This window comes from Horticoccus luteus (assembly GCF_019464535.1).
Taxonomy (GTDB): Bacteria; Verrucomicrobiota; Verrucomicrobiia; order Opitutales; family Opitutaceae; genus Horticoccus; species Horticoccus luteus.
On the sequence record NZ_CP080507.1, the window covers coordinates 920,167 to 937,349 of the forward strand.

At 66.1% G+C, this 17,183-nt stretch carries 14 protein-coding genes and 1 tRNA gene; 8 read left to right on the plus strand and 7 right to left on the minus strand.

All coding sequences use genetic code 11. From position 1 onward, the window contains the following. The first annotated feature begins 76 nt into the window (after positions 1 to 76). Positions 77 to 1,522 (plus strand): mechanosensitive ion channel family protein, encoded by a 1,446-nt coding sequence (locus K0B96_RS03545; RefSeq protein WP_220163921.1) that lies wholly within the window; start codon positions 77 to 79, stop codon positions 1,520 to 1,522. Beyond that, on the plus strand, positions 1,519 to 2,292 hold the full coding sequence (locus K0B96_RS03550; protein WP_220163922.1) for a tRNA threonylcarbamoyladenosine dehydratase: 774 nt from the start codon (positions 1,519 to 1,521) through the stop codon (positions 2,290 to 2,292). Before K0B96_RS03545 ends, K0B96_RS03550 begins: the two co-directional genes overlap by 4 nt. Before the next feature lie 78 nt (positions 2,293 to 2,370). On the opposite strand, the gene K0B96_RS03555 is transcribed toward K0B96_RS03550, so the two are convergent. Next, positions 2,371 to 3,261 carry a TatD family hydrolase gene (locus tag K0B96_RS03555; protein ID WP_220163924.1) on the minus strand — a complete coding sequence of 297 codons (891 nt, stop codon included), beginning with the start codon at positions 3,259 to 3,261 and terminating at the stop codon, positions 2,371 to 2,373. Further along, complete coding sequence (locus K0B96_RS03560) at positions 3,251 to 3,679, minus strand: SufE family protein (protein WP_220163926.1); 429 nt, start codon at positions 3,677 to 3,679, stop codon at positions 3,251 to 3,253. The genes K0B96_RS03555 and K0B96_RS03560 overlap by 11 nt, the downstream gene beginning before the upstream one ends. Before the next feature lie 115 nt (positions 3,680 to 3,794). Here K0B96_RS03560 and K0B96_RS03565 point away from each other — a divergent pair, with 115 nt between their 5' ends. After that, positions 3,795 to 4,577 (plus strand): class I SAM-dependent methyltransferase, encoded by a 783-nt coding sequence (locus tag K0B96_RS03565; RefSeq protein WP_255558837.1) that lies wholly within the window; start codon positions 3,795 to 3,797, stop codon positions 4,575 to 4,577. A gap of 142 nt (positions 4,578 to 4,719) precedes the next feature. Here K0B96_RS03565 and K0B96_RS03570 read toward each other — a convergent pair whose 3' ends face one another. The 5 genes from K0B96_RS03570 to K0B96_RS03590 form a co-directional block, all read right to left on the minus strand. After that, positions 4,720 to 5,580: a nuclease-related domain-containing protein gene (locus K0B96_RS03570; protein ID WP_220163930.1), complete on the minus strand. Its 861-nt coding sequence runs from the start codon at positions 5,578 to 5,580 to the stop codon at positions 4,720 to 4,722. 225 nt (positions 5,581 to 5,805) lie between these two features. Continuing rightward, the gene (locus K0B96_RS03575) at positions 5,806 to 7,575 is read right to left on the minus strand and encodes an alpha-L-fucosidase (RefSeq protein ID WP_220163932.1); all 1,770 of its coding nucleotides are present in this window, start codon (positions 7,573 to 7,575) and stop codon (positions 5,806 to 5,808) included. A 106-nt stretch (positions 7,576 to 7,681) separates the two neighbouring features. Further along, positions 7,682 to 9,376: a GAF domain-containing hybrid sensor histidine kinase/response regulator gene (locus tag K0B96_RS03580; RefSeq protein ID WP_220163934.1), complete on the minus strand. Its 1,695-nt coding sequence runs from the start codon at positions 9,374 to 9,376 to the stop codon at positions 7,682 to 7,684. A gap of 63 nt (positions 9,377 to 9,439) precedes the next feature. Further along, a complete protein-coding gene (locus K0B96_RS03585) occupies positions 9,440 to 11,404 on the minus strand; it encodes a M48 family metallopeptidase (RefSeq protein ID WP_220163936.1) in 1,965 nt (654 codons plus the stop codon). A gap of 245 nt (positions 11,405 to 11,649) precedes the next feature. Continuing rightward, complete coding sequence (locus tag K0B96_RS03590; RefSeq protein ID WP_220163938.1) at positions 11,650 to 12,249, minus strand: LemA family protein; 600 nt, start codon at positions 12,247 to 12,249, stop codon at positions 11,650 to 11,652. 217 nt (positions 12,250 to 12,466) lie between these two features. Here K0B96_RS03590 and K0B96_RS03595 point away from each other — a divergent pair, with 217 nt between their 5' ends. From K0B96_RS03595 to K0B96_RS03615, 5 genes are all read left to right on the plus strand, one after another. Beyond that, positions 12,467 to 15,049, plus strand: coding sequence for a tetratricopeptide repeat protein (locus tag K0B96_RS03595; protein WP_220163940.1), 2,583 nt, complete (start codon positions 12,467 to 12,469; stop codon positions 15,047 to 15,049). Between the two features lie 114 nt (positions 15,050 to 15,163). Further along, positions 15,164 to 15,814, plus strand: a complete 651-nt coding sequence (locus K0B96_RS03600; protein WP_220163942.1) for a MotA/TolQ/ExbB proton channel family protein — start codon at positions 15,164 to 15,166, stop codon at positions 15,812 to 15,814. Next, positions 15,811 to 16,263 carry an ExbD/TolR family protein gene (locus K0B96_RS03605; RefSeq protein ID WP_220163943.1) on the plus strand — a complete coding sequence of 151 codons (453 nt, stop codon included), beginning with the start codon at positions 15,811 to 15,813 and terminating at the stop codon, positions 16,261 to 16,263. Before K0B96_RS03600 ends, K0B96_RS03605 begins: the two co-directional genes overlap by 4 nt. Before the next feature lie 62 nt (positions 16,264 to 16,325). Beyond that, entirely contained in the window at positions 16,326 to 17,006 is a 681-nt protein-coding gene (locus K0B96_RS03610; RefSeq protein ID WP_220163945.1) for a hypothetical protein, read from the plus strand. Between the two features lie 95 nt (positions 17,007 to 17,101). Continuing rightward, positions 17,102 to 17,177 (plus strand) — tRNA-Thr (locus tag K0B96_RS03615). Positions 17,178 to 17,183 lie beyond the last annotated feature (6 nt).

The window sequence follows — 17,183 nt, forward strand, 5'->3', positions numbered from 1 at the left end:
AGCGAACAGGGGAAGAGCGGGTTGAACCAGACGCCGCGAAAATAACAGGATCTGCGGCGGCGGAATATCCCCACACGTGGGGTATATTCACGTGGACGAAGCGGCGGCCGGAGCGGCAGCGGGATGTTGGCTGGGGAGGAAGAAAAATCCGGCGGGAGCGGGACGCGGGTTGCATGAAGACGCGGAGGTGCAAGAGTCAGGAGCGATGCAGAGTTTGATCACAACGTTGAGCGACTGGCTGGTGGCGCGCGGGTTCGACCCGGGGGACGCGGGTCTCGTGTCCACGACGGTCGGCCTCCTGGTGCTCGTCGCGCTGGCGTGGGCGGGCAATTTCATCGCGAAGCGGGTGATCCTGGCGGCGGTGACGCGGATCGTGAAGCGGACGACGTTTCAATGGGACGACGTCTTGTTGGAGGCGGGGGTGTTTGCGCGGTTGTCGCACGTGGCGCCGGCGATGGTGATCAATGCGTATGGCGACGATGTCTTTGGCCACAGTCCCGCGGTGCTCGCGGGGGTGAACGCGGCGGTGAACGTCTATCTGACGTTCATTTTGTTGTCGGTGCTTTTTGCGATTCTGGACGCGATCCAGATCATGGCTGAAAAGCGGCGGGCGGCGGAAAAGACGCCGATCAAAGGGTTTTTCCAGGCGATCAAACTGATCGGCGCGCTGCTGGGACTGATCTTCGTGCTGGCCACGGTGCTGAACAAATCGCCGGTGTATTTGTTGTCGGGACTGGGGGCGTTGACGGCGGTGCTGCTGCTGGTGTTTCGCGATGCGATTCTGGGATTCGTCGCGGGAATCATGCTTTCGGTGAACGACATGGTGCGCGTGGGCGACTGGATCGAGATGCCGAAGGCGGGCGCGGATGGCTATGTGATCGATGTCTCGTTGACGACGGTGAAGGTGCAGAACTGGGACAAAACGATCACGACGATCCCGACGTATTCGTTGATTTCGGAATCGTTTAAGAACTGGCGGGGCATGTTCGAATCGGGCGGGCGGCGGATCAAGCGGGCGCTGTATCTGGATGTGCAGACGATTCGTTTTGCGGATGAGAAACTGATCGAGCGCTGGCGCGGGATCGACCTGCTGAAGGAATATCTCGGGCACAAACGCGAGGAGATCATGAAATCAAACGTGGAGCGCGGGACCGATCTCACAATTCTGGGCAATGGGCGGCGGATCACGAACGTGGGCACGTTTCGCGCCTACTGTGTGGCTTACTTGAAAGCGCATCCGCAGATTCACCAGGACATGACGTTTCTGGTGCGGCAACTGGCGCCGACGGAGCACGGGCTGCCGCTGGAGATTTACGTGTTCACGACGGACAACCGCTGGGCTTATCACGAGGCGATCCAGGCGGATATTTTCGATCACTTGTTTTCGGTGGTGGGCGAGTTTGACCTGCGGATTTTCCAGGCCCCATCGGGGTGGAATTTTACGACGGCGCTGGCGCGGCCGAAAGGAGACGCGCCCGAGCGGGGCGAAGACGCGGAGGCGATGTTGCGGGCGAACCGATGAGCGGAGATTTTGAAGACCGGTTCGGCGGGTTGGGTCGGCTGTTGGGGCGCGAAGGTCTGGCGCGACTGGCGGCGGCGCACGTGTGTGTGGTGGGGGTGGGCGGCGTGGGGTCGTGGACGGTGGAAGGGTTGGCGCGGAGCGGCGTGGGGGCGTTGACGCTGGTGGATCTCGACGATGTGTGCGTGACGAACATCAACCGGCAGTTGCCCGCGCTCGACGGCAACATCGGGCGGCCGAAAGTGGAGGTGCTGGCGGAGCGGGTGGCGTTGATCAATCCGGCGTGTCGCGTGGAGGCGCGGACGGAGTTTTTCACCGCGGCGACGGCGGAGGTGTTACTGGCGCCGGCGTTCGATGTGGTGGTCGACGCGATTGATTTGATGAGCAACAAGGCGCGGCTGATCGGCTCATGCGTAGAGCGGCGGCGCGCCTGCGTGACGGTGGGCGGCGCGGGCGGAAAGCGCGATGCGACGCAGGTGCGCACGGGGGACTTGGGCGAGGCGGTGGGCGACGATTTGCTGCGGCTGGTGCGGAAAAAGTTGCGGCGCGATTACGGGTTCGCGGCGGGCGAGGACGTGCGGTTCGGCGTGCGGTGCGTTTACTCGGCGGAGAAGCCGGTGTTTCCGTGGAGCGATGGCACGTGCCAGAGCACGCGGGAGCCGGAGAGCGAGTTGAAGCTGGATTGCGCGAATGGCTACGGCACGGCGGTGTTTGTGACGGGGGCGTTTGGGCTCGCGGCGGCGCAGGAAGCGGTGCGGTTGATCGTGGGCTGAGGGGTGCACACTCGGAGGCCGGGAGGGCGTTGAGGCGCCTCGATGAGAATGGCGCATCCGCGGTGATGCAGCGGCGGATCAGCTTTTCGGTCGCGGGGGTGGCGAGGTGAAGAAGCGGTGGAAATTGGCTTCGATTTGCTCGGCGAGGGCGGGGAGCGAGGTGTCGCGGAGGGCGGCGAGGCCGGCGTAGGCGGCGGCGAGATTGGCGGGGTGGTTCACGCGTTGACCGTCGGCGGTGTCGGGGAGCACGTGGGTCTGAAGCGGAGGCGGAAGCGGCATCGCGGGCGCATCGGTTTCGACGAGGAGGCGGTCGGCGGGGAGCGCGGCGAAGACGGCGCGTTTTTTCGCGGCGCGGTCGGCGAGGAAGCTCCCGTTGAAGGAAAAATAAGCACCGAGGGCGGCGAGTTCGCGGGCGAGCTCAAGCGAACCGTTGTAGGCGTGAAGAAGAAAACCGCGGGCGGGGCGGCGGAGGCGGAGTTCGGCGGCGAGTGGACCCCAGGCGTCGAGGCAATGAAGGGTGGCGGGAAGATTGCGGGCGGTGGCGAGATCGAGTTGCCAGCGGAAGGCGGCGAGTTGTTCGTCGAGCGGCGCGCGACGGAGGCCGGCGAGGCGCGGATCGTCGAGGCGCGCGCGGTGAAGGATCCACGCGTCGAGGCCGATTTCGCCGAGGGCGGGTGGAGGCGATGGCGCGGACGGAGGCGCGTCGAGGTGGGCCAGAAGTTGGTCGCGCCACGTGGGGCTGGCGTTGCCCACTTGCCACGGGTGGAGGCCGTAAGAGGGAAGAATCCACGCGTGCGTGCGGGCGAGGGCGGCGACGGCGGGCCAATCGGTTTCGCAGGTGCCGTTGACGACGGCGCGGCGGAGCGGGAGGGCGGCGAGGCCGGCGAAGATGCGGTCGCGGTGGGGCGCGAGCCAGGGGTCTTGCAGGTGATTATGCGCGTCGGAGAGCGGCGGCAGCTCAGGAGGCATGGGCGGCGGCGAGGTGGGCGCGGGCGAAGGTGCGGATGTGGGCAACGACGTTGGCGAGACCGTGGCGGCGGGTCGGGGAGAGGTGGCGGGTGAGGCCGAGTTCGTCGAGGAGGGCGACGTCGAAGTCGACGATGTCGGCGGGGGTGGCGCCGGAGAAGAGTTCGCAGAGCAACGTGACGAGGCCGCGCACGACGGGCGATTCGGCGTCGGCGTGGAAGCGGCAACGTTCGCCAGTGAACTCGGCGACGACCCAGACGGGCGATTGGCAACCGGCGATGCGCGTGGCGGCGGTGCGTTGGGTGGCAGGCAAGGAAGGGGCGCGGCGGGCGCGATCGACGATGGCGGCGAGGCGTTCCTGAGGATCGTCGAACACGCCATAGCGCTCGATGAACTGAAGTTCCTTTTCGGCGAGAGTCACGCGGGGAAGATGCAGGGGAAAGCGGCGGATTTCAACGTCCGGCGGAGGAGGCGCGGCCGCGATGGGGGCGCGGGACGGATTTGCGTTGGCAGGGGCGGGTGCTCAATTTCCGGGCGTGAAACTGGACCCGATTCAAGCGGCGTCGGCGGCGCAATTCGACCGGCGGAGTCATCGTTACGGCAAGGGGCACATCCTCGAGCAGACGGCGGATATCGAGGGGGCGTTGCGACACGTGGAGCTGCCGGCGGGGGCGCGGGCGCTGGATGTGGCGACGGGGGGCGGGCACACGGGTTTGCTGCTGGCGGTGCGAGGGTATCGCGTGACGCTGGGGGATATTTCGACGAACATGCTGACGCGGGCGGCGGCGCTCGCGGCGGAGCGCGGGTTGAAGGTCGAGACGCGGGAATTCGCGGCGGAGGCGATGCCCTTTGGGGAGGGGGAATTCGACTTGGTGACGTGTCGCGTGGCGCCGCACCATTTCAGCGATGCGCGGGGATTCGTGCGCGAGGTGGCGCGAGTGTTGAAGCGGGGCGGCTCTTTTTTGTTGATCGATGGAAGCATCGAGGATGGCAAACCAGAGGCGGAGGCGTGGCTGCACAACGTGGAGAAGTGGCGCGATCCGAGTCACCATCGGTTGTGGTCGCAACGCACGTGGGAAACGTGGTGTGCGGAGTCGGGCCTGGCGGTGAAAAGCAGCGAACTGCAACCGATGCTGCAGCCGGATTTGGAGTGGTATTTCGAGACGGCGGCGACCTCGCCGGAGAATCGCGCGAAGGTGCTCGAAGCCGTGCGCACGGCGCCGGAAGAGGCGCGGGCGTTGTTGAGGATCAGCGAGGCGGCGGACGGGAAAATTTCGTGGTGGTGGCAGCGGCTCGTGCTGGTGGCGCAGAAAGGGTGAGGTCGAGATTCGGGGGCGCGCGAGGTGCGGGGTGAGGTCACCCCGCACACACACGGAGGAGGAAAAGCGCGAAATGCGGGGTGAGGACACTCCGCCCACACTACAGAAAGGCGCAGAGCGGCGGAGTGACGGGCGCGACGGGTTAGAATTCTACGTCGCGGCAGCGGTGTTCGAGTTGGCGGGCGATGGTTTCGATTTGCGCGTGATTTAACGTGACCGGGGCGCGGCGGACGAAGGGCGGGATTTCGGCGGTGCCGAGGACGTGGACGTCGCTCGCGGCGGCAGAGGCGACGTTCCAGCCGGGGAACGTGAGAATCGCGAAGGGCGGGACGGTTTCGCCGGCGGCGGTGCGGATCCATTGGCCGAGCCAGGCGGCGCGCTGGCGGGCTTGATCGAGGCCGAAGGTGTCGTTGCCCCACGGAAAGATGAGTTGGTCGCCGTCGAAGACGATTTCATCGGGGCGACGGTTGGCGAGGGCGCGGCCGGCGCGGCGGGTTTTCGTTTCGATGGCGAACACGCCGGTCGGGCCGACGACGACGTGATCGAGATTGAAGGCCCCGGCGGGCACATCGTGAAACACGCGGCAGCCGGCGGCGACGAGGGGTGCGAGGTTTTCGGCGACGATTTTTTCGCCGAGGAGGCCGAGGTGGCAGTCGCGGCGGAGGGTGATTTTTTGCATCATCCAGCGGCCGGTGAGAAAGAGCGTGCCGAGGAACAGGAGGAAGGCGGCGGCGAAGGTGGCGTCGCGAGCGCGGCCGTCGAGTTGCAGCGCGAGCATGAGGCCGCCGAGGAAAACGGTCATGGGGAGAAACGCGGCGGCGAAGACGTGGCGGAGGAGGGCGTCGTCGAGTTTTTGGAGGCGCCAGCGGAGGGATTCGCCGGGGCCGCGGAGGAGCGTGGGCGTGGCGGGCGGGCGTTCGCTGCGGCGGTTGACGCGCCAGAACCAGAGGGCGCTGGCGCAAAGCACGTAGGCGGCGAGGTAGAGCGCGAGGACGAGGAGCATGCGGAGAAAGCGAGTCTGGCGCGAGCGTGCGACGGACGGGGAAAAGCTCCAAGCTCCAACGTCCAAGCTCCAGAGAAACTTCAAGCAGGCGGCGCGGGCGCGCGCTGATTTTGGCGGCGGAGGCGGGCGCGCAGAACCTCCGAACGCCGACCGATGGGGAAATGTCGGCTGGAGCGGACTGAGAGGGCGTCGGCGCGTGGCGGGCGCGCGGGTGACGCGGAGATTTTAGGAGACGGGGGTGAGGCGGATTTCGACGAATTGCATGCCGCCGTCGGAGAAGAGCGTTTTGTTTTTCTTCGGGAGCTTCAGGCGCGTGGCTTGGAGTCGCAGCGTGTGGCGGCCGGAGTTGGCGAAGTTGAACCGGCCGAAGGAGGTGGCGATTTGCGGATAATAGGCGGAGCGGAGACTCGGCAGAATCGCGTCGGACGTGGTTTTGTGACGGAGCGTCTGGCCGTCGGCGGTGAGGCGGAGGGTGTGGCCGCCGCTCCAGGGTTCGAGGTGTTGATGGGTGGTGACCACGTTCACCTCGTAGGCGCCGGGGCGCAGGAGCGTGAAATCCCACTCGAGCCAGTCGTCGGTGGAGCGCCAGTTTTCGGTGAGGCCGTTGCCGCCGATGCGACCGGTGGGTGCGGTGGCGTCGGTGCCGAGGCGGGCCATGCCGGTGATGAGGGTGACGGTGGCGTCGGGTTGCTGGAGGGGTTGCGGTTCGACGTCGGGTGCGGCGGCGAGGTCGAGGGCGACGACGGTGACGGGGGCGCGGAAACGCAGGCCGGTAAAATCGATTGCGAGGATGGGCAGGCCGGTGGCGGCGTCGGTGGTCTGGCGCGTGGCGAAGGCGCGGCGGGCGTCACCGAGGGCGCGGGCGGTGCGCACGCGGGTGCGGAGGCCGTGGAGATGGAAAATTTTCGGCGGGGCGGAGAAGAAGTGAAGGAAGAGGCGGCGGCCTTTCGTGGTGATGCGGCCCCAGGAGAATTCGTTGCGGAAAGGACTGGGCGAGGTGCCGTAAATGGCATCGCCGTTGCGCTCGAGCCAGGCGCCGACGGCGCGGAGGCGCTGGACGCTGGGTGCGGGGACGACGCCGTCGGCATCGGGTCCGATGTTGAGCAGATAGTTGGCGCCCTTGCTGACGAGGTCGACGAGCGTGGTGATCAGATTCTCGGCGGACTTCCACTCGTGGTCGTGGGTCTTGAAGCCCCACGTGTGGTTGAGGGTGGCGCAGGTTTCCCAGTCGCCTTCGAGGCGGCCGGGCGGGAGGAAGTTGTCGCGGGGGAGATTATAATCGCCGAGGCCGTGGCCGATGCGTCCGGACACGAGGCAGCGCGGCTGAAGTTTTTTGACGAAGCGGCGGATGGAGGCGCTTTGGGCTTTGGTAAGGGTGAGGGGCGTATCGAACCAGATCATGCCCACGGGGCCGTAGCGGGTGAGGAGTTCGCGGAGCTGGGGTTTTACTTTTTCGCGGAGGTAGCGCGCGGGGTTTTTCGCGGCGGCGGGGTAGTCCCAGTCGTTCCATGCGCCGTCGGGATGGTGCCAGTCGAGGTCTTGCGAATAGTAGAAGCAGAGGCGCACGCCCTGGCGGCGGCATTCGCGGGCGAGGTCGACCATCGGATCGTGGTGCCACGGGGTGGCGTCGACGACGTTGTAGCGGTTGACCGACGTGCGATACATCGCGAACCCGTCGTGGTGTTTCGCGGTGATGACGAGGTAGCGCATGCCGGCTTGTTTTGCGAGGCGGACCCAGGCGGCGGCGTCGAAGTGGCGGGGGTGAAATTGCGCGGCGAGCGCGGCGTAGGTGGCGACGGGGATCTTCTCGCGAAACATCATCCACTCGCCGATGTAGGGCACGCGTTGGCCCTGCCAGACGCCGGCGGGAATCGCGTAGAGGCCCCAGTGGATGAACATCCCGAAGCGGGACTCGCGCCACCAGCGAAGCGGATCGTTTTGGGGCGCGGGGCGGCGGGTGGGTTGCTTGACGGCGGAGATATCGACAGCACGCATGGGCGAGGAGTGTTGAATCCACTAATGGCCGCGAATCGACCTTAATGGCGGAGAATTTTCGGTGGCGCGCGACGCCGGTCACGCGCGTCGGCGAGGGGCGGCGGAACTAGCGACCGCGCGCGAGGATGGCGGTGAGTTGCGCGAGGCGGAAGGGCTTCGGCAGAAAATCATCCATGCCGGAGGCAAGGAGGCGGGCGCGATCGTCGGCGAGCACGTGGGCGGTGAGGGCGACGATGCGGGGTTGCGCGGAGTGGGGAAGCTGCTCCCGGATGAGCCGGGTCGCGGCGGGGCCGTCGAGCACCGGCATCTCCACATCCATCAACACGAGATCGAAGGATTCCCGCTGCACCGCCTCGACGACTTCGCGGCCGTTGGAAGCGACGGCGGGGGAATAGCCGAGGCGTTGGAGAAGGCGACAGGCGACGGTTTGGTTTACGATGTTGTCGTCGGCGACGAGGATGCGCGCGGGATGGCGCAGGGCGAAGGTGGGATCGAAGGTGGTGGCGGCGAGGGGTGCGGGAGTGGACGCGGCGACCGGCGCCACCAAGGTGACGTGAAACGTCGAGCCGCGGCCGGGTTCGCTTTCGACCCACATGCGGCCGCCGTGGAGTTCGGCGAGGTGTTTGCTGATGGCGAGGCCGAGACCGGTGCCGCCGAAACGGCGCGCGGTCGACGCATCGACTTGGCTGAAGGCGCGGAAAAGCCGGTCAAGCTGGTCGGCTGGAATGCCGATGCCGGTGTCTTGCACGGACAGGTGAAGTTCGACGGAGCCGGTGCCGTGGGGACGGGCGGCGGAGCGGATGGTGACGGAGCCGTGCTCGGTGAACTTGATGGCGTTGTTGAGAAGGTTGACCAGGATCTGGCGGAGGCGGGTGACATCGCCGACGAGGGCGGCGGGGAGGTCGGGGGCGGGCTCGTAGGTGAGGGCGAGGTTCTTGCGCGAGGCGGCGAGAGCGACGATTTCGAGCGCGTCGCGCACGCAAGCGGCGAGGACGAAGGGTTGGCGCTCGAGTTCGAGGTGGCCGGACTCGATTTTGGAGAAGTCGAGAATGTCGTTGATGACACTGAGGAGGAGTTCGCCGCTGGTGCGGATGGTATCGACGCATTCGCGTTGATCGGCATCGAGCGGGGAGCCGGAGAGGACGGTGGCCATGCCGATGACGGCGTTCATGGGCGTGCGGATCTCGTGGCTCATGGTCGCGAGAAACTGGCTTTTGGCGCGCGTGGCGGCGTCGGCCGCGAAGCGGGCGGCTTCGAGTTCGGTGCGGGTGCGCTCGAGGGCGGTGATGGTGGAGCGCTGGGCGAGGGCGAGGCGGCGAAGTTCGAGGGAGTTGACGACATGCCGGCGCAGAACGCGGAGCGCGCGCAGTTGCGCGGGGGACAAATCGCGGGGCACGCGATCGATCACACACAGCGAGCCGAGGGCGGAGCCGTCGGGCGTGACCAGGGGCGCGCCGGCATAAAAGCGGATGTGGGGCGCGCCGGTGACGTTGGCAAAGGTCGCGAACCGCTGGTCCTTCTGCGCATCGGGCACGACGAACAGATCGTGGCCGGGCTGGGCGATGGCGTGGGAGCAGAACGAAATGTCGCGCGGAGTTTCCGTATCGGCGAGGCCGATGCGGGCTTTGAACCACTGGCGGGTTTCGTCGACGAACGAGATTGCGGCAAGGGGGGCATCGCAGATCTCGGCGGCGAGGGCGACGAGGTCGTCATATTCGCGCTCCGGCGAGGTATCGAGCACGTCATAGGAGCGCAGGACGGCGAGGCGGGCGGACTCGGAGGGGGAGAGCGATGAAGACATGCGGCAGAAGGCCGCACGGTGCGCGGGCCGAGCGCAGAGAGAACCGCACTTAGGGCGTCGCGGTCAAGCGGGCGAAAGGGCGAGCGGCGGCATCGGGCAGTCGAGGACGGCGGAGACGGCGCGGAGGAGCTCGGCTTCGGAGGCGCGGAGGACGCCATCGGCGGTGGCACTGGCGGCGCAGGCGGTGAGGAGGCGGTGTTTGATGGGGCCGCTGGCGGTGGCGAGGCGTTCGAGCGCGGTGTCGAGTTGGGGCAGTTCGCAGGCGTTGGAAGGAAGGAGGGAAAGCCGGTCTGCGATGAGTTTAAGCTGGCCGGCGCCGGTGGCGAAGGCGCGCGCGATGGCGGTTTCATCGTCGCTGGAGGCGCGCGCGAGAGCGGAGAGGACGACGTTAAGGTCGGGGGCGACCGCTTCGAAGGAGAAGATTTGCTCACCGGGCGCGGTGGTGGGCGCACGACCGAGCTTGAGGGCGCGTTGGACGAGCTTTTGCAACGCGAACTCGAAGGAAGTGACGCGTTGGTCGGCGAGGACGAGGGCGTCGAGCGTTTCGAGGAGCGCGGCGACGCGGGGCGCGGGGAGATCGCGCAGGGTGGGTGCGGCGATCTGGATGAGGGGGAGTTTTTGCTCGACCGAAAGCGCGGTGATGTCGGAAGCGAGGGCGTCGATTTCGCGGAGCGTGTCGGGACCGAGGTGCGTGGCGATGAGCTGGCGTTGCTGTGCGGCGGAGGCGGGTGCCGGATCGAGGAGGAGCGCGCACACGAGGGCGGCGGCACCATTGGGCGTGCGAGCGGCGGTGCGCAGGCCGGCCGGGAGTGAGTTGAGGAGGGTTTGGGCGTCGGCCACGAGGGCGGCGTTGAGGGTGCCGATGCTGGCGACGATCGCGGCGGGCGAGAGCGGGCCGGGAATGACGGGAGGCAGGGGCGCGGGGGAACGATGGCCGAGGCCGGCGGAGGCGAAGGACTCAGTGCGGACATCGACGACTTCGGGCGCGGGGGAGTATTGGCCGTCGAAGGCGGGATCGATCGCGCGGATGCGTTCGGAGAGCGGCGGGTGCGTGGCCCAGAGTCCGCCGAAACTGGAGCGGAAGGCTTGGGCGAAAAAGAAGTGCCCGATCTCGGCGCTCTTGGTGGTGTCGAGTTTGGAACCGAGCGCGAGGCCGCCGATTTTTTTGAGGGCACCGGTGAGGCCGGCTGGGTTGCGGGTGAACTGGACGGAGGAGGCGTCGGCGAGGAATTCGCGTTGGCGGGAGACGGCGGCCTGGATGAGGCGGCCGAAGAAGTAGCCGATGTAGCCGATGATGAAGAGGGCGATGCCGATCACGAAAATCACGGCGATGCCGCCACCGCTTTTGCTTTCGCGGGAGGAGCGGACGCGGGTGTAGCGGAGGCTGGCGATCACGCCGCGGCCGAGCAGGCCGATGACGAGGATGCCGAAGACGAAGGCGGCGAGGCGGACGTTGAGCCGCATGTCGCCGTTGAGGATGTGGCTGAATTCGTGGCCGACGACGCCTTGCAGTTCGTCGCGCGTGAGGCGTTGCAACGTGCCGCGGGTGACGGCGACGACGGCATCGCTGGTGGTGTGGCCGGCGGCGAAGGCGTTGATGGCGGCTTCGTCGTCGAGCACGTAGGCGGCGGGCACGGGGACGCCGGACGCGATGGCCATTTCCTCGACGACGTTGAGAAAGCGGCGTTCGGCGGGGTCGGTGGTGTGCGGATCGACGCGCCGGCCGCCGACGTTTTCCGCCACCGCGGATCCGCCGGCGGAGAATTGCGACCATTTATACCCGGCGGCGAGCGCGACGACGACGAGGGTGCCAAGGGCGACGCCCACGAGGAGTTGAGGCTGCCACCAATCGGGGAGTGGAGCGACGTAATCGCCGTAAGGGTCGGATTGGCGGGCGTGCTGCGCGCCGAGAACGAAGAGGCCGACGGCGTATTCCGCGACGACGGTGCCGATGACGGCGAGGGCGAACAGGACGAGCAGGCGCGAGGTGCGCTTTTTCGCGCGGGCTTGGGCGGCGAAGAAGTCCATCGAGCAGGGCAACGAGAGGCGGGTGGGCCGGTCAACGCGCGCCGGAGCGCGGTGGACTTGGGTGCGGTTCGCAGGCGACGAGAATCAAGGTGGCGATCAGTGCGCGCAGGATACTCGCGAAAAACCCGTTGAGGCCACGGCGGTGCTTGCTTGGCGGCCGGCCAGCGAAGATCGAAGCGAGGGTGGCCCAGCCGACGAAGAATTGCGGTTGCTGCGCGACGGGTGCGGACACGGCAGGGAGCGGCTCAGGTAAATTGCACCTTCGGGGCGACGCGTTCGGCGGGGTCTTCGACTTTGAAAAGTTCGGCGGGTTGGAAGCCCATCATGCCGGAGAACGCGACGGCGGGAAACGTTTCGCGGGCGGTATTGTAGGACATGACGCTGTCGTTGTAGGCCTGCCGAGCGAACGCGATTTTGTTCTCGGTGGACGTCAGCTCTTCGGTGAGCTGCATCATATTCTGGTTGGCCTTGAGGTCGGGATATTGCTCGGAAACGACCATGAGGCGGGAGAGGGCGCCCGTGAGGCCGGTCTCAGCGGAGGCGAGATTTTTCACGGCGCCGCCGTCGGCGGGATTGGCGGCGGCGGATTGCGAAGCGGTGTAGGCGATGTTGCGCGCCTTGATGACGGCTTCGAGCGTCTCATGTTCGTGCTTGAGGTAGCCCTTGGCGGTTTCGACGAGATTGGGGATCAGGTCATAGCGACGTTTGAGCTGCACGTCGATTTGCGCGAACGCGTTTTTGAAGCGGTTGCGGAGGGTGACGAGGGAGTTGTAAATGCCCGCGATCCAGAGGACGACCACGAGGAGGATGGCAACGATTACGCCGAGGACGATGAGTGCGCTCATAGGATTGGGAGTTTCAATAAGTGTGCGGGAGGAACGAACGGGAGCGAGTCGGAAAGGAAAAGGGTGGCGAGGCGCGAGGGGGGCGCAAGAAGGAGAGAACGCGTGCCACCGCGAGGCGCGGCGAATGTGGTGAGGCTATCGCGGTGAAGACAGAAGCGGCATGGGTCGGCGCTTGCCGAGTGGAACGCGGCGGCCCAAGGTGCGGGTTCTGCCTGCTATGCGTCGTTTCGCCACGCTTTGTTTCCTCGGCCTCGTGAGTGTCACGTGGGCCCAAACGCCCTTAAACCGGCCCGTGCCCCTGCTGACGGTGGCGGGGGAGGTCTCGGCGGGGACGGAAGCGGAGCGGTTCGAGGCGGCCGAGCGGGCGCTGGAAATGGGTTTCCCGTCGATCGCGGAGGGGTTGTTCGAGGAGCTGTCGGTTGACGCGCGGGTAGATCGGCAACGCGCGCGACTGGGATTGGCCTCGGCATTGCTGGAGGAGGACCGGCCGGCAGAGGCGGAGAAGGTGTTGGAAGGCCAGCAGGAGGGCCGGGGCGCGGCGTGGCACTTGCGCATGGGACTGGCGGCCGCGCAGCAGCGGCACTTTGACGCAGCGCGCCACGCGCTCGGCGAGGTGAAGGCGGAGGAGCTGACGACGGACGACCGCGCGTGGTATAGTTTCCTGCGCGGCGTGGTCGCCGATGCGGCGGGAGATTTAGGGAAGGCGCGCGAGGATTTCGAACAAGCGGAGAAGATGGCGGGTTCGGACCCGGCGAAGGCGCAATTTGTGCTGGCGCGAGAGCAGGCGCGGTTGCGGGCGAACGTGGTGAACGACAACGTGCTCGAAGAAACGCGGCGCAACATGGAGCGTTATCAGGGCCGGAAGATCGGCTACGATTACGCGAAGACTTACGCGGCGATGCTCGAGGCGGCGGGGCGCAAGAACGACGCGATCAATGTGCTGCAGCGGCAATTGCTCGCGACACCGGCGGAGGAGCGGGGCGCGCAGGATGATTTTCGGTTGCTGCTCGGTTTGGTGGCGGGGGGCGCGGAGGGCGCGGGTCGGACGGCGCTGGCGAGTCTGGTCGCACATGGCAGCGATCCGCTGAAGCAACGTGTGGCGTTGCGCGTGCTGGCCCGCGATGCCACGACGGCGGCCGCGCGGGCGCAGTTGCAGGCCCTGCTGGACCGGTTGATCGCGACACCGACGGCGCCCGCGATCATCGAAGACCTGTTGGTTTTTCGGGCGCAGCTCGCGTTGACCGAGAAAGATTACGCGCGGGCGGAGGAAGATGCGCGGACGTTGCTCCAGCGGTTTCCGGGCTCGCCGCTGAAGGTGCGGGCGCTGGGCGTGTTGACGAGTGCGGCATGGGAACAGCGGCGTTATCGCACGGCGGCGGATCTGGCGGGGAAGGCGGCGGCGGAGCTGCCGGCGGGAGCGTTGCGGGCGCAGTTCAACGTCTTGGTGGCGGAGGCGTGGTTTCGCGCGAAGGATTTTCGAACGGCGGCGGATGCGTATGCGGCGGCGTTGCGTGAGACGCCGGAAGGGGAGGCGGCGGGCGATCTGATGTTTCAACGGTTGCTGGCGGAGATCGAGGGCGGGCGGCTGGAAACGGCGGAGAAACTGCTGGACGAGATGGCGCGGCAGCCGGCGTTTACGCCGGAAGAGCGCTGGCAGGCGGAATGGAATCTGGCGCGGGCGTTGCAGTTGCACGGAGAGACGGCCGCAGCGTATGCGCGGGTGAATCGCCTGCTGGCGGCGAAGGCGCCGACGGGGGTGTTGTCGGAGGAGTTGCGCGCGCAGATGGCGTGGTTGCAGGCGAAGTTGTCGCTCGAGGCGGGCGAGCCCGGGCGGACGCTGGAACTGGTCGATGCGTTGATCGCGAGCGGAGGGACGCTGACGCCGGCGCTGCAGGTGGAGATCGGCAGCACGGCGGTGTTGTTGAAGGCGGAGGCGCTGTTCGCTTTGCAGCGGGAACCGGCGGCGCTGGAGCAGTTGCAGAAGGTGCGGAGTGATTTTCCGAAGAGCGATGCGGCCGTGTATTCTTACATCGTGGAGGCGGATCACTATGCGAAGCTCGACAACACCGTGGAGGCGCAGCAGTTGCTGACGAAGCTGGCGGATGATTTCCCCGGCAACAAAACGTATGCTCCGCTGGCGCTTTACCAGGCGGCGTTGCAGGCGGAGCGGCGGGGCCAGGACGCGAATTACATCGAGGCGAACAAGCTGATTGAGCAGTTGGTCACGCGTTACCCGCGGAGCGATTTGGTGTTTTATGCGCGTTTGAAGCAGGGGGATCTGTTGCGAAAGTTGAATCAGTTTCCCCAGGCGCAGCAGGTTTATGAGTCGCTGGTGAACAATTTCTCGCAGCATGCGGATGTGTTGATCGCGCAGCTGGCGCTGGCGGAGTGTCACAATGCGCAGGCGGCGAATGATCCGGGGCACGCGGAGGCGGCGGCGACATTGTTCGAACATCTTCGAGACCGCGGCGATGCGCCGCTGGATCTGCGCGTGGAGGCGGGCTTCAACCTGGGTTACACGCTCCTGCGGCGGGGCCAGGTGGCACGTGCGCAGCAGGTGTGGTGGCAGGACGTGGTGCAGGCGTTTCTGCTCAATGCGAATCAAGCGGCGGAGCTGGGCGCGAAGGGGCGTTACTGGATGGCGCGCACGTTGCTCGAGCTCGGCGGGTCTTTTGAGCAACAGGCGAAGTTGGAAGAGGCGCGCAATGCCTGGTCGTTGATCTTGCAGTCGAAATTACCGGGGGAAGCGCTCGCACGGGCGCGGCTGGCGAAATTCAATCCGCCGGAGGACAAACCGTGAGACGTTTTCCCAGTCGATTTCCCCCGGCGGTGCGGCACAACGTGAGGGCGCAGCGGGTGAATTTGCGTCGGCGCCCGGCGGGGCGTTAAGGCGCGAACCAGCCAATTTTTTCCCATGTCGATCTTCGATTTCGGTCTGTTTGCCAAAGGCGGCCCCATGATGTGGGTGTTGCTGGTGCTGGGCGTGCTGTGCTTGATGCTGTTCATCGAGCGGGCGCTGTATTTGCATCGCGGGCAAATCCGTTCGAATGCGTTTCTGAGCGGGATCGAAAACATCCTGGCGAAACGGCGGATTGTGGAAGCGTTGACGGTGTGTGAGGAGACGCCAGGCCCGGTGGCAGCGGTGGTGAAGGCGGCCTTGCTGAACGCGGATGCGGACGCGGAAAAGATGCGTTTTGCGGTGCAGGAGGCGGCGGTGGTGGAATTGCCGGCGCTCGAACGGCGGCTGGGGACGATCGCGGCGATCGCCCAAGTGGCGCCGCTGGTAGGCCTGCTCGGCACGATCTTGGGCATGATCACGACGTTTGTCGCGTTTCAGAAAGATTACATGGCCGCGAGCGCGTTGGCGCATGGTATGTGGCAGGCGCTCCTGAGCACCGCCGGGAGTCTGATGCTGGCGATCCCAGCGCATCTGGCGCATCACTTTTTGACCGGACGGGTGAGGGCGATCATCCGGGATGTCGAATGGGCGGGCAATGCGATGATGAAATATCTGCTCACCGACTACCGCACGGGCAAAGCGCCGGGAGCGGCGACGCAGCCATGATTACCCGGCCCTTGGATCTCGCCTCGCGCTTGCGGCGGCCGCCGCGGAGCTTCGACGTGTTGTTCTATGTCAACGTGGGTCTGATCGTGGTGTTTTTCATCCTGTTCGGATCGCGTTTCGTGCTCGCACCTGGTTTGGGACTCGAATTCCGGATGCCGACGATGGAGGGCGCGCGGGCAGGGGCGGCCGCCACGACCCACGTGATCAGTGTCCCGCGGTCCGGCCTGTATTTTGCGGATGGCGCCATGAACGCGGCGCAGTTGCGGCAGTGGCTGGAGGCGCAGGCGAAGACAGTGAAACAGCCGGTGTTGCTGATCCGGGCCGCGGCGACCGTGCCCCTGTCCGACTTGACGGAAGTATCGGCCCTGGCGCACGAAGCGGGGTTTGTGAAGGTGATCGTCGGGGCGCAGGAGGCCGGTGGACCGGAAAACGGCGGCCAACGAAAATGACGGAGCGGAGTGAGCAAAAACGTTGGTGGGCGACGGGCCTCGCAGCGGGAATATTAACCCTTGTGATTTTGGCGCTGTTTCGGTCGCCCACGTCGCCCAGGGTGGAACGCGGACAGGCTGGGCCATCGCAGACGAAGTCCGAGAAGACGGGAATAGACCTCACGCGTTTGCAGCCGGGAGAGAGTGGGGCGCTGGAACAGCAGGCAGTTTTGGGTGACCCCACGCCACTTTTCCTGCCCACGGACTGGAATTATGGCCAGGGGGTGCTGCCGCAATCCGTGGTAAGGGAGCCAGGGCAGCAATTCAGGACGTTTGCGCCGAAGTTTGCCTACGGAGAGGCCGATCTCACTCTTAGGCTGCCGTTGAGCGTGGAGATACCGGCATCAGGAGTGGTGGCACTGACGACGGTTATGAAGAACAGCTTGAGCGGCTTTGGGCGCTCCGACGGAGCAGCGCCGGACTTAGCAGCACGCGCGGCTTATGTGGAAGTGTGTCGGATGGAAGATGGCGCACGGGTATGGGAAGCGGCGGTGGCGGATGCGGAGCCGCCTGGCGCACGATTTTGGCAACCGGCGGAATTTATGGTGGCGGTGGACGCGGCCGGGCTGATCGGACCGCCGGTGCAAACCGTTAGAACGGGGGTGGATGACGTGGATCGCTACCTGAAGCGTTACCTCAGCGCAGGCGTCCATATCGGAGCGCGTTTGACCCCAGGACTCTATCGGGTAGCCATCGGGCCGTAGAATTTTGAAGAAGTGATCAAGTTTGCTGTTGACGGTGAAAAGGCGCGTCCGCACGTTCTGCCCTCTTTTCGTTTTTTGACCCTCTCCCTTGGTCTGCCCAGATAGCTCAGTTGGCAGAGCACGTCCTTGGTAAGGACGAGGTCACGAGTTCAAATCTCGTTCTGGGCTCCAGGGTCA